At 61.4% G+C, this 11,869-nt stretch carries 12 protein-coding genes; 9 read left to right on the forward strand and 3 right to left on the reverse strand.

Annotation, left to right across the window (positions count from 1 at the left end):
- The first annotated feature begins 99 nt into the window (after positions 1–99).
- The 6 genes from mltB (at position 100) to lipB (ending at position 4,328) form a co-directional block, all read left to right on the forward strand.
- Positions 100–1,092: a lytic murein transglycosylase B gene (gene mltB, locus JL474_RS13320; RefSeq protein WP_236012255.1), complete on the forward strand. Its 993-nt coding sequence runs from the start codon at positions 100–102 to the stop codon at positions 1,090–1,092.
- Positions 1,093–1,124: 32 nt separating this feature from the next.
- A complete protein-coding gene (locus JL474_RS13325) occupies positions 1,125–1,997 on the forward strand; it encodes a septal ring lytic transglycosylase RlpA family protein (RefSeq protein ID WP_203142445.1) in 873 nt (290 codons plus the stop codon).
- Between the two features lie 7 nt (positions 1,998–2,004).
- Positions 2,005–2,154 carry a hypothetical protein gene (locus JL474_RS13330; RefSeq protein WP_203142446.1) on the forward strand — a complete coding sequence of 50 codons (150 nt, stop codon included), beginning with the start codon at positions 2,005–2,007 and terminating at the stop codon, positions 2,152–2,154.
- A gap of 20 nt (positions 2,155–2,174) precedes the next feature.
- Positions 2,175–3,347, forward strand: coding sequence for a D-alanyl-D-alanine carboxypeptidase family protein (locus JL474_RS13335; protein WP_203142447.1), 1,173 nt, complete (start codon positions 2,175–2,177; stop codon positions 3,345–3,347).
- A 23-nt stretch (positions 3,348–3,370) separates the two neighbouring features.
- Entirely contained in the window at positions 3,371–3,640 is a 270-nt protein-coding gene (locus JL474_RS13340; RefSeq protein WP_203142448.1) for an HP0495 family protein, read from the forward strand.
- 88 nt (positions 3,641–3,728) lie between these two features.
- Positions 3,729–4,328 carry a lipoyl(octanoyl) transferase LipB gene (gene lipB, locus JL474_RS13345; protein WP_236012273.1) on the forward strand — a complete coding sequence of 200 codons (600 nt, stop codon included), beginning with the start codon at positions 3,729–3,731 and terminating at the stop codon, positions 4,326–4,328.
- Here lipB and JL474_RS13350 read toward each other — a convergent pair.
- Positions 4,313–5,371 (reverse strand): GGDEF domain-containing protein, encoded by a 1,059-nt coding sequence (locus JL474_RS13350; RefSeq protein ID WP_328797823.1) that lies wholly within the window; start codon positions 5,369–5,371, stop codon positions 4,313–4,315. The genes lipB and JL474_RS13350 overlap by 16 nt on opposite strands.
- A 346-nt stretch (positions 5,372–5,717) precedes the next feature.
- Between JL474_RS13350 and JL474_RS13355 the strand changes: the two genes are divergently transcribed.
- Entirely contained in the window at positions 5,718–7,139 is a 1,422-nt protein-coding gene (locus JL474_RS13355) for an ABC1 kinase family protein (protein WP_203142451.1), read from the forward strand.
- A 9-nt stretch (positions 7,140–7,148) separates the two neighbouring features.
- On the opposite strand, the gene JL474_RS13360 is transcribed toward JL474_RS13355, so the two are convergent.
- Positions 7,149–7,571: a YqaA family protein gene (locus tag JL474_RS13360; RefSeq protein ID WP_123636055.1), complete on the reverse strand. Its 423-nt coding sequence runs from the start codon at positions 7,569–7,571 to the stop codon at positions 7,149–7,151.
- A gap of 215 nt (positions 7,572–7,786) precedes the next feature.
- Between JL474_RS13360 and JL474_RS13365 the strand changes: the two genes are divergently transcribed.
- The gene (locus JL474_RS13365; RefSeq protein ID WP_203142452.1) at positions 7,787–9,919 is read left to right on the forward strand and encodes a methyl-accepting chemotaxis protein; all 2,133 of its coding nucleotides are present in this window, start codon (positions 7,787–7,789) and stop codon (positions 9,917–9,919) included.
- Between the two features lie 164 nt (positions 9,920–10,083).
- The gene (locus tag JL474_RS13370; RefSeq protein ID WP_123636057.1) at positions 10,084–10,338 is read left to right on the forward strand and encodes a GrxA family glutaredoxin; all 255 of its coding nucleotides are present in this window, start codon (positions 10,084–10,086) and stop codon (positions 10,336–10,338) included.
- A gap of 69 nt (positions 10,339–10,407) precedes the next feature.
- On the opposite strand, the gene JL474_RS13375 is transcribed toward JL474_RS13370, so the two are convergent.
- Positions 10,408–11,670, reverse strand: coding sequence for a 6-phosphofructokinase (locus tag JL474_RS13375; protein WP_123635789.1), 1,263 nt, complete (start codon positions 11,668–11,670; stop codon positions 10,408–10,410).
- Between the last annotated feature and the right edge of the window lie 199 nt (positions 11,671–11,869).

Below are 11,869 nucleotides of genomic sequence, written 5' to 3' on the forward strand. Positions count from 1 at the left end.
TCGGGCGGTGGCTGCGGTTTTGGGCATCATGCTAATCTTTGGCCGCCCCGGCGGAGCCGCGCAGGGGCCTGTTTACACAAGAAGAAGTCGGGGATGATCATGCCATTGCGTATTTCTGGCATTGCACTGGTGCTGTGGGCTGCCCTGGCGGCTCCGATGGCGAACGCCGGCTATGTGGAAACCCCGGACGGGCAGGCGTTTGTCGATGAGATGGTGCGCCAGCACGGTTTCGACCGGAGTAAGCTGGAAATCTGGTTGTCCGGCGCCCAGCGCCAGTCATCGATTATCGAGGCCATCAGTCACCCGGCGGAACACACGCTGGAGTGGGCCGAATACCGGCGCATCTTCATCAAGCCGGCGCGGATCGAAAAAGGGAAGGCGTTCCTGCAGGCCCACGCGGAGACGTTTGCGCGAGCAGAACAGCAGCTGGGGGTGTCACGCTACATCGTGGCGGCCATCATCGGGGTGGAAACCCAATACGGCGAGTACGCGGGCAACTATCGGGTGCTGGATGCGCTTTCAACGCTGACGTTCGATTATCCGCCCCGTTCGGCGTTTTTCCGCAAGCAACTGGGTGAATTTTTTCTGATGGCCCGGGAACAGGGACTGGATCCGACAGTCCTAAAGGGTTCGTATGCCGGAGCCATGGGGTTTGGCCAGTTCATTCCCAGCAGCTACCGGGATTTTGCCATCGATTTCGATCACGATGGACGCGCCGACATCGTCAATAATCCGGTCGACGCCATTGGCAGTGTGGCCAACTATTTTGCCCGCCACGGGTGGCAGGCTGGCGCTCCGGTGGCGGAACAGGTGGCAGGGGCGGATTATCCGCAGGCGTTGTTCACTGACGGGCTGGCCCCGAAACTGACGGTGGCGGACTATCAGGCCGCGGGTATCGTGCCAAAAGCCGGCGTGTCGGCGGAAACCCGGGCACGCCTGATGCGGTTGCAGGCTGAGGAAGGTCAAGAAGATTGGCTGACGTATCCCAACTTTTACGTCATCACCCGCTACAATCACAGTCAGCTGTATGCGATGGCCGTTCTGGCCCTGTCGCAGGCGTTGGCACAGACCCCGGACAAGGCGAGAGGTTAGCGGTGTCTTTCTGGACGATGGCGGAACGGCGCATGAATTCGATAAACGTGAAGTCAGGGTTTGCCCTGCTGATGGCTGTGGCCACTGGTCTGCTGGCCGGGTGTGCGTCGAGTCCCGAGACGTCGTCGTCAGCCGGTTCCTCGTCGTCGCGGTACAGTATCAGTCAGGATCGGGCGCCGTCGGAAGACTACGACGTCAGTGACCTGAAGAGCGCCACGCCCCGCTACGAGAAGCCCAGCCGCTACGGCAATAAGTCGCCCTACACGGTCTGGGGCAAACGATACACGGTGCTGGCGGACGCCAGCGACTACGTGGAACGGGGCACGGCGAGCTGGTACGGCGAGAAGTTCCACGGCCACAAGACGTCCAACGGCGAGACGTTCGACATGTACAAGATGACGGCGGCCCACAAGAGTCTGCCGTTGCCCAGCTACGCCCGGGTAACCAACTTGGACAACGGCCGCAGCGTCATTGTTCGGGTGAACGACCGGGGGCCGTTCCACAGCACGCGGATTATCGACCTGTCCTACGCGGCGGCCAAGAAGCTGGGCTACCAGAAACGCGGCACCGCCCATGTGGAAGTGGCCGCGATAACGGTAACGCCGGATGGTAGTATGTCCGTTGCCGGAGAAGCCGCACCGTCGCGGGAGTCGGCACCGGCGACCTCCAGTGAGAAAGAGGGCATTTTCGTCCAGGTGGCCTCGTTTACGCAGGTGGAGTCGGCCGAACAGCTCTCGCAGCGCCTGCGGAGCGTGACCAACGCGCCGGTGCGTGTGTATGCAGCCGGCAGCTATCACCGGGTGCAGGTTGGCCCGTTCGCGCAGCGCGGACAGGCCGAGCAGGAAAGTAAACTGATTGAACAGGGGGGGCTGGGGCGCCCAATCGTGGTGACCGATCCTCTATAGTGGGCCCGTGCCGGCGGCTGAAGGTGGCATTGCCACCGTCAGTGCGATGCATGGCCCGGAAGCAGACGCCTGGTTCACCGGTTTGAGGCCGGTTGTTGCTGTACAGGCGGATGGCACTTCCGAATCCCGTGATGCCCGACCGGGTATCGTCAACTGATGTAACTGCTGAATGAATCCATGGCTAAGAATACGGTATTCCAAACATTTTTCCGCGCGCTGATCATCCTGTTCACCTGGGTCTCGGTGGCCGCTGCACAGTCCCAGCCGTCCCTGATCCCGTCGCCGCCGCAGATTGCGGCCAGCTCCTACGTGCTGATGGACGCGGCCAGTGGCCACATCATCATGCAGGGCAACAGCGACGAACGCCTGCCGCCAGCCAGTCTGACCAAGATGATGACGGCCTACATCGTCGAGCGTGAGCTGTCCGAGGACCGTATTGCCATGTCCGACGAGGTGCCCATCAGCGTGCACGCCTGGCGCACCGGTGGTTCGCGGATGTTCGTCAAGGAAGGGTCCAACGTGACCGTCGAGAATCTGCTGCACGGTATGATCATCCAGTCCGGTAACGACGCCAGTGTGGCGCTGGCCGAGTACGTGGCCGGCAGTGAGGGCGCGTTTGCCGACATCATGAACCAGCAGGCGCAGATCCTGGGCATGAAGAACACCCACTTCATGAATGCCACCGGCCTTCCCCATGAGGAACACTATTCAACGGCGCACGACCTGGCGCTTCTGGCGCGGGCGATCATCAACGATTACCCGGACAACTACCCGATCTATTCCCAGAAATACTTCACCTACAACGATATCCGTCAGCCCAACCGCAACTCGTTGCTGTGGCGCGACCCGTCCGTGGATGGCCTGAAGACCGGTCACACGGATGCCGCCGGCTTCTGTCTCGTGGCGTCGGCCAAGCGCGACGATATGCGGCTGATCGGTGTGGTCATGGGCACCAAGAGCGAGAATGCCCGGGCCCAGGAAGTGCAGAAACTGCTGAGCTACGGTTTCCGCTATTACGAGACCCATTCCCTGTTTAAAGCCGGCCAACCGCTGAAGGACGCCACCGTCTGGGGTGGCAAGAAAGAATCGGTCCAGGTTGGACTGGCCAACGATGCCGTTGTCACTATCCCGCGTGGCACCAAGGATTCGCTGGAGTCGGTCATGGACATCGACAGCGTGATCAAGGCGCCGGTGAAGGCCGGCCAGGAACTGGGTCAGGTGCGGGTGACGCTGAACGGCCAGGAAGTGGTCAAGCGCCCGGTGGTGGCACTGGAAGCGGTGGACGAAGGCGGGTTCTTTAAACGCATCTGGGATGCGATCAAACTGTTCTTCGTGCAGTTGTTCAGCTGATTGGCGACAGTGAGGAAAGCAGCATGAGTGAACCGCAGCCGCCCAAAATTGAATTTCCGTGCGATTACGTCATCAAGGTGATCGGCACGGCCGCGCCGGACTTTCGCGATTTTGTCGTGGAAGTGGTGGAGCGCCACGCGCCGGGCATCGATGAAACCGACATCACGATCAACGACAGCCGCCAGGGGCGTTTCAGCTCCGTGCAGATCAAGATCGTGGCTACCGGCGAACCGCAGCTCAAAGCCCTGTTCGAGGAGCTCAAAGCCAGTGGTCGCGTTCACATGGTCCTCTAACCGGTGGCCTGTCGTGTCCGAGACATCTGACCGTTCCGTCATCGTTCGCCACCTGGGTCTCCAGCCCTACCTGGAGACCTGGGAGGCGATGAAGAGCTTCACCGCCGCGCGCACGCCCGAGACCGCGGACGAGCTCTGGTGCCTGCAACATCCCAAGGTCTTCACCCAGGGGCAGGCCGGCAAGGCCGAGCATGTGTTGGCGCCGGGAGACATTCCGGTGGTCCAGGTGGACCGGGGCGGCCAGGTGACCTATCACGGTCCCGGCCAGCTGGTGGTGTACTTGATGATCGACCTGCACCGGGCCCATTTCGGTGTGCGTGAACTGGTCAGTGGTATCGAAGACAGTATCGTTGCGATCCTGGCGGACCTGGGCGTCGATGCGGCCCCGCGCGCCGATGCGCCGGGTGTCTACACCCAGGGCACCAAGATCGCCTCACTGGGCCTGCGCATTCGGCGCGGCTGCTCTTTCCACGGCCTGGCGCTGAATGTCGATATGGACTTGGAGCCGTTCGGTCGCATCAATCCTTGTGGCCTCACGGGCATGGCCATGACCCAGGTGGTCGATCACGCCCCCCAGGCGACGTTTGATGGTGTCCAGGACGCGTTGGTGGCTCGCCTGGTTGAGCGACTGGATCTGGGCCGGGTCCGGTTCGAGACCGGATTGCCCGTCGTTCAGGCCGTATCCTGATTGGGGACTTCCCCGCTACAAACCCGATTGCGCCCCGTCGCCTTGGCCGTGTAGAGGGCTTCGTCCGCCCGCTGTAACAGTCGGCTGGGGGATTCGGCGCCGTGAATGCTGGCTACGCCCGCGCTGATCGTCGTCCGAACAATCCGGCCGTCATAGGTGGCAGGAGCCGCCGCAATTGACTGGCGGATCCGCTCGGCAATCCGGATGGCTTCCTCCACTCCGGTCTCCGGCAGGATCGCCAGAAATTCCTCACCGCCCCAGCGCGACACAATGTCGATCCGGCGGCACCCTTCCTTCAGTTTGTCCGCCACCTTGATGATCAGCTCGTCGCCCGTCTGGTGGCCGTAGTGATCGTTAACTCCCTTGAACAGGTCGATATCCAGCAGGATCACCGAAAACGACTGGCGGTTGCGAAGGTAGCGCTGGTACTCGCCTTCCAGGCGGATCAGGCCTTCGCGACGGTTGGTCAGGCCGGTCATGGTGTCGTGCTTGGCCGCGTACTCGTACTCGCCGGCCAGGGTGAGGAGACTGGCCTTGCTGCGCCGCCGGCTCAGGTCGAGGACGTAGCAGGAGACCATTTCGAACGCGAGCACGTTGATCATCATCAGCCGGAAGCTGTCGCTGTATGGCGTGTTGAAAAGAAGGTCTCCCAGCGGCGAAAACAGGCCGACCAGAGCCGTCAGGCCAAAAGCGCAGGTCAGGACGCCGACCCGGGGCGTGCTGATGTAGAAAATGATCGGCGGATAGGCGAACAGCCAGATGATCGCGGAGCCGTCTTCCAAGGCGGCGGTCGCTACATAAATGAACAGGGCGGCAATGATGACGATGAACGTCCGCCGGTGCAGGGTCTGATGCCGCAGCGTCAGGTACACCAGGGCATTAAGCATCAGCATCACGCCCACTGTGGCCAGCGTGGCCATCACCAGGGTGTCGCCTCGGCCAGCAGCCCGGTAGGCAAAGAAAACCAGGACCGGCAGGGCCCCCACGCTGAGCCAGTTGATCAGCCGGGGAACCGGTATTTCGCCCCGAGTGTGGTCGGGCACAGGGGCTGACGGCCAATAAGACTTGGATGAATCGGGCATCATTGTTAGCGTTATATTTATTGTTTAATCGATACGAGCATAGCGCCAAATGCAGTAGCGCTCTGTTTTAAAACGTAAACATGACGTTTGCGGCGTCGCATAGTCGCCTGTGCTGGTTAATCAGTGATCACTACACGGCAAAGCTGCAGGGAATCCATTGGCTCCGGAAACCGGGCTGGCGCGGCAGGTCGGTGACCAGAGACGGGTTGGGCTCACGTATAATCGGTAGGACCCACTTTCGAAGAGCGCCCGGAAGCCGACCATTCGGCCGTCGGGCTGCAGCATTCATCAGCTTCTGGATCCCTTGATGACTTCCAAAAAAGCGCGCAAATCCGTTTCCCGCATCAAGACCGGCAGCTTCGAGCGCCGGCTCAGTCTGACCCGGGCCGGTCTGTTCGCCGGTACCCGCATGGCCACGCACATGGCCACCAACCTGTTCAGCAGCCGCGAAAAGCGTGAAGAACGCCACCGCCAGATGCTCTCAAGCCAGGCCCGGTTCCTGGTGGATGAACTCGGCAAACTCAAGGGCAGCGTGGTGAAGATCGGTCAGGTCATGGCGCTCTACGGCGAGCATTTCCTGCCGGCCGAAGTGACCGAGGCGCTGCACACCCTGGAAGATCAGACCACCTCACTGGCCTGGCCTTCTGTCGAGAAGGTGCTGGCCAAGGAGCTGGGCAGTGAGCGCCTGGCCCAGTTGGACGTGGATCCCGAACCGATTGGATCGGCCTCGCTGGGGCAGGTTCATCGCGCCGTACGCCGCAGTGACGGTCTTGAGATTGTGCTCAAGGTCCAGTATCCGGGCGTCGACACGGCGGTGGACAGCGACCTCAATGCGGTCGCGCAGATTCTGAAAGTCGGGCGCTTTGTGTCCATGGGCCCCGAATTCAACGAATGGCTCGAAGAAGTCCGCACCATGATGCACCGGGAAGTGGACTACGCGCTGGAAGCCCGGACCACCGAGCATTTCCGCAAGATGCTGGAGGGCGACGACCGTTTCGTGGTGCCCCGGGTCCTGCCGGAGTATTCCACCCGCCATGTGATGGCGTCCACTTTCGAGCCCGGCTGGCCGGTCAGCTCGGACAAGGTGGCTTCGCTGTCGCTCGAGCGTCGGAGTGCGCTGGGCCGTGCCGCGTTGGAACTGTTCTTCCGTGAGCTGTTTGAATGGGGCGAGATCCAGACCGACCCCAACTTCGGCAACTACCGCATCCGCATTGCCGAGGAAGCCGGCACCGAAAGCGACCAGATCGTGCTGCTGGACTTTGGCGCCGTGCAACAATACCCGGACAGCTTCCTCGAGCCGGTTCGGGACATGATCCGGGCGTCCTATGAGCAGGATCTGGAGCGGGTCATCGAAGGCGGGACCAAGCTTCATTTCATGAGCGAGAGCTGGCCCGAGGACGTGCTGCGGCGATTCGGCGAAGTCTGCATGTCGGTGCTGGAACCGCTGGCCCCGGCCAACGGCGAGTGGCCCGAATTCGCGGTCAACGAGCAGGGCCAGTACCGCTGGAAGCAGAGCGACCTGCCGTCGCGGGTGGCCCGCCAAGCGGCGCGTTCCGCCATCAGCCGCTATTTCCGGATTCCGCCCAAGGAATTCGTCTTCCTCAACCGCAAGCTGATCGGTGTCTACACCTTCATTGCGGTGCTGCGGTCGGAGTTTAACGGCGAGGATCTGTTGCAGGACTATCTGTACGACAGCGAAGAGGCGGCCGCCCGGGACGTCGGCGACTGATCCCGGAAGTCAGGTCGCTTCCAGCACCAGCCACAGCACCAGGGCGTAGCGAAGGCCCTTGCCGATGGCAACCAGCACGATGAAATTGAGCCAGGGGACGCGCATGATGCCGCCGATCAGCGTCAGCGCGTCACCGCCAATGGGCAGCCACGCCATCAGCAGCGACCACTGGCCGAACCGGTTAAACCGGTTCTGGGCCTGTTGCAGTTGTTTTTCACTGACCGGAAACCAGCGTTTGTGGCGAAAACGCTCCACCTGCCGTCCGATCCAGCCGTTCAACACCGACCCCAGGGTGTTGCCCAGTGTGGCGAACAGCCACAAGCCCCACAGCGAGTAGCCCTGCGTTACCAACCCGCCGAGCAGAACCTCGGAATAGGCCGGCAACAGGGTGGCTGCGGCAAAGGCCGTAAAAAACAGGGACAGGTATGCCAAATCGACTCCCGTCTGATTACACAGTGTAGTGGTGGGTTTACCGGTCGATCACTATCGTTATCAAGAAATCGTCCGTCAGGCCGATAGCTTATCTTGTCAGCCGCACAAAGTCTGAGACAAGGGAGCTGGGCGTGATGGCGTACGACGTATACGAAGATCTGCGGTGCCCCTACCGGACCGGGGGGCGCTGCCTCACTCTGTGACCCGGGAGTGTCATGAAAAAGCTGTCTCTGAAAGTCAAACTCTACGCGCTGGTCATTGTGCTGCTGCTCATTATGGGCCTGAGCATGATCATAACCGCCCAGGTATCGCTCTCCAGCATGGAGTCGCGCATTTCCGATGACACCGGCGAACTGGTGCAGAACATTGTCGTCGAGCGCCTGCGTGCCACGGCCGGCCAGTACGGTGAGCTGGTGGCCAGTATCTTCAATCGGGCCTACAAGATCCCGGAAACGTTCCGCGAGGTGATTCACCGCAACGTCGAAGGCTCCGATTCCGCGCGCATGAGCCGCCGTGACCTGATGGAAACCGCCGGCGCGATCCTCAAGGGCCAGCCGGAACTCAGCTCCATCTACGCGCAGTTCGAGCCTAATGCCTACGACGGCCAGGACCGCTACTTCACCGGGGGTGTGGAAGATCACAGCAGTGATGAAGGCACGCTGGAGATCTACTACTACCGGGACCAGGACGGCAAGATCCACTTCAGTCGCACAGCGGATCCGTCGACCAAGTACGATACCACCAAGAACGAATTCGGCATCCGCGAAGCCGAGTGGTACCTGTGCTCCAAGGAAACCCTCAAGCCCTGCACCATGGAGCCCTACAACTACGAGATCAGTGACGGTTATTCCGAGCTGATGACCAGCCTGGTGATGCCGATATTCAAGGATGGCAAGTTCGGCGGGGTCGTCGGTGCCGACATCAATCTGTCCACCATCCAGAAGACGCTCAAGCAGGTCAGTCAGAACCTGTACGACGGCGCCGGCCGCGTGACCCTGGTCAGCGAGATGGGCCTGATTGCCGGTACCAGCCATTACGACAAGTTCCTTGGGCGGCCGCTCAAGGAAGCCTTGCCGGATCGGGCGACGGCTTATCGCAAGCTGGACAAGGACGGTGACAACGACGTCTTTGATAACGGCGAAGACATCGCGGTGGCGTATCCGATCCACATCAAGGCTTCCGACACGACCTGGTCGATGATCATCGAACTGCCGCGGGATGTCGCGCTGGCCGACTTGAGCAAGGTTGAGGATGTCCTGGGCGAGGAAGTCGACGCCACGGCAGGGCGCCAGTTGACGGCGGGCATCGTCGTGTCGATCGTTTCCCTGTTGCTGCTGGTGGTACTGGTTCGCAGCGTGACCCGGCCACTGGATCGCATCCGTGACCGCATGGCCAATCTGGCCAGCGCCGAAGGCGACCTGACCCAGGAGCTGGAGATCGATACCCACGCCGAGCTGATTGCACTGGCGGACGGCTTCAACGCGTTCCTGGCGAAACTGCGGGACATGATCAACGACCTCAAGTCGATCAATGGCCGCGTCAGCGAGCAGTCGGACAGCGTTCGCCGCATTGCCCAGGAAACCGAGGAAAACACCTCGCGTCAGCACAGCGAGATTGACAGCGTCGTGACCGCCATGAACGAGATGTCGGCCGCTGCCAGTGAAGTCGCCACGTTTGCCAGCGACGCTGCGGGCAATGCCCGGGAAGCCAGCGACGGGGTCGTGAGCACCCAGTCGACCCTGACCACCGCCGTCAACGGCGTGCAGGAACTGGCCGCCGATATGGAAGAGGCCAGCGGGGCCATCGGTCAGGTCGCCAACCGCAGTGACGACATCAATCGCATCCTGGAAGTCATCCGCGGCATTGCCGAGCAGACTAACCTGCTGGCTCTGAACGCGGCGATTGAAGCGGCACGGGCCGGCGAACAGGGGCGGGGCTTTGCGGTAGTCGCCGATGAGGTGCGCACACTGGCGTCGCGGACCCGGGAGTCTACCGACGAGATCAGCGAGATGATTGAAGGGCTGCAGGGCGAGGTCCAGCAGACGGTGACGGTCATCCGCGGCGGCGTCGACCGGGCCACCAACGCGGTTGAACGGACCCGCGAGGCGGATCAGTCACTGGCCGAGGTGGTGCAGCGTATCGCCACCATCGTCGAGCACGTCACCCAGGTGGCCACGGCGGCCGAAGAGCAAAGTTCGGTCAGCGAGGAGATCAACCGCAACCTGACCAACATCGGCGATGCCGCCAGCGACCTGCGCGAACTGTCTCAGCGGGTTCGCGGTAACGGCGAAGAGTTGGGTGAGCAGGTGATATCGCTGGAAGAACAGCTTAACCGCCTGCGGACCTGAACCGGACCGGGTAGGGCGGTGCCAGAAGCCGACAGTGCGCTGTCGGCTCTGATACCGCCACCTGGCCGCATACGCAGAGCCTATGACGATCATTCAAAGCACCAAATGGGAAAAGACGCGGCCGTCTGGCAAGCTGAGCCCCATTGAATCCGAGGAGGTCGAAGATGGATCGCGTGACCATCTATGGCCGCATGAGTTGCGGTTTTTGCGTCCGTGCCCGCCAACTGTGTGAAATCAAAGGTTTTGATTATCAGTTTGTGGATATGATTGCCGAAGGGATGAGCAAAGCGGACATCGAAAAAATGATCAACGAGCCGGTCTATACCGTGCCGCAGATCTTTGTCGGCGACAAGCACGTCGGTGGCTTCACCGAATTTGCCACCTACGTGCAGCAGCGGGAGGCCTCTTCACTGGCCTGAGTTGTCAGCCGGCAGAACCAAAAAAGGCGCCCGATGAGGGCGCCTTTTTTATGCGTACCGGAACGTCGGTCAGATGTCGAAAGCCGTCCGCAGTTTCTTTTCGGCCAGCACCTTCTGCAACTTGGCAACCTTGGGCAGACCGTTTTCGAACGGCGGGAAAGCCTCGCCGTTGATCAGCGGCGACAGGTACTCGCGGCAATCCTGGGTGATGCCGAAGCCGTCGTCGGTGATGAAGTGGATCGGCATCTTCTTTTCCTGGTTCGCTACTTCGCTCAGTGGCGCTTCGCCGATGTGCCAGCGATAGGGGGAAGACTGCTCACGCACGATGGTCGGCATCAGGGCCTGCTTGCCGGCCACGGCCATTTCCACAGCAGCCTTGCCCACGGCGTAGGCCTGCTCGACGTCAGTGGCCGAAGCGATGTGGCGTGCCGCGCGCTGCAGGTAATCGGCCACGGCCCAGTGGTACTTGTAGCCCAGAGCCTGCTTGGTCATGTTGGCCAGTGCCGGTGCAACGCCACCCAGTTGAGTGTGGCCGAAGGCATCTTTGCTGCCCGCATCGGCAAGGAAGCGACCGTCTTCATACTGGGCACCTTCGGACGCGACGACCACGCAGTAGCCGTAGTTCTCCACGCTGTATTCCACGCGCTTGAGGAAGGCGTCCCGGTCGAACGGGATTTCCGGGAACAGGATGATGTGGGGCGGATCGCCTTCACCCTGGCCGGCAAGGCCGCCCGCGGCAGCAATCCAGCCTGCGTGCCGGCCCATCACTTCCAGGATAAAGACCTTGGTGGACGATTCGCACATGGACTTGATGTCCAGGCTGGCTTCGAGAGTGGAGGTGGCGATGTACTTGGCCACCGAACCAAAGCCCGGGCAGCAGTCGGTGAACGGCAGGTCGTTATCGACGGTCTTGGGAACACCGATGCAGGTAATCGGGTAGCCCATGCGCTCGGCCAGTTGGGAGACCTTGAACGCAGTGTCCTGGGAATCGCCGCCGCCGTTGTAGAAGAAGTAACCGATGTTGTGGGCCTGGAACACTTCGATCAGGCGTTCGTATTCGCGCTTGTTCTCGGTGAAGTTCTTCAGCTTATAGCGACAGGAACCAAAGGCGCCGCCCGGCGTGTGCATCAGGGCCGCAATCGCTTCGTCGCTTTCCTCGTTGGTATCGATCAGTTCTTCCCTGAGCGCCCCGATGATCCCGTTGCGGCCGGCGTAGACCGTGCCGATCGCTTCCGGGTGCTTGCGGGCAGTCTCGATCACACCACAGGCACTGGCGTTGATCACGGCGGTGACACCGCCAGACTGGGCGTAGAACGCGTTCTTGATGGCCATGGTTGCTGGCGCCTCCTGCAGATTGGTCACTTCGCGCGAATGATACGTTAATCTCGGGTACATTTCATGACGGTCTTGTAGGATCCGGCAACCCCGAATCGGCCCGCGTCACTCATTTTCGGTGCGCCCCGGCTTGACGCCGCAGCAGCGATACAGGACGCTTCAGTCTTTGATTCAATGGCCGCCTGCGGCTGAACGG

This window comes from Marinobacter mangrovi, from assembly GCF_016798325.1.
Lineage (GTDB): Bacteria > Pseudomonadota > Gammaproteobacteria > Pseudomonadales > Oleiphilaceae > Marinobacter_A > Marinobacter_A mangrovi.

Excerpts from the sequence above, each read along its gene's own strand:
- mltB (WP_236012255.1), top strand. The coding sequence starts at position 100 with ATGCCATTGCGTATTTCTGGCATTGCACTGGTGCTGTGGGCTGCCCTG.
- JL474_RS13325 (WP_203142445.1), top strand. The coding sequence starts at position 1,125 with ATGAATTCGATAAACGTGAAGTCAGGGTTTGCCCTGCTGATGGCTGTG.
- JL474_RS13335 (WP_203142447.1), top strand. The coding sequence starts at position 2,175 with ATGGCTAAGAATACGGTATTCCAAACATTTTTCCGCGCGCTGATCATC.
- JL474_RS13340 (WP_203142448.1), top strand. The coding sequence starts at position 3,371 with ATGAGTGAACCGCAGCCGCCCAAAATTGAATTTCCGTGCGATTACGTC.
- lipB (WP_236012273.1), top strand. The coding sequence starts at position 3,729 with ATGAAGAGCTTCACCGCCGCGCGCACGCCCGAGACCGCGGACGAGCTC.
- JL474_RS13355 (WP_203142451.1), top strand. The coding sequence starts at position 5,718 with ATGACTTCCAAAAAAGCGCGCAAATCCGTTTCCCGCATCAAGACCGGC.
- JL474_RS13365 (WP_203142452.1), top strand. The coding sequence starts at position 7,787 with ATGAAAAAGCTGTCTCTGAAAGTCAAACTCTACGCGCTGGTCATTGTG.
- JL474_RS13370 (WP_123636057.1), top strand. The coding sequence starts at position 10,084 with ATGGATCGCGTGACCATCTATGGCCGCATGAGTTGCGGTTTTTGCGTC.
- JL474_RS13375 (WP_123635789.1), bottom strand. The coding sequence starts at position 11,670 with ATGGCCATCAAGAACGCGTTCTACGCCCAGTCTGGCGGTGTCACCGCC.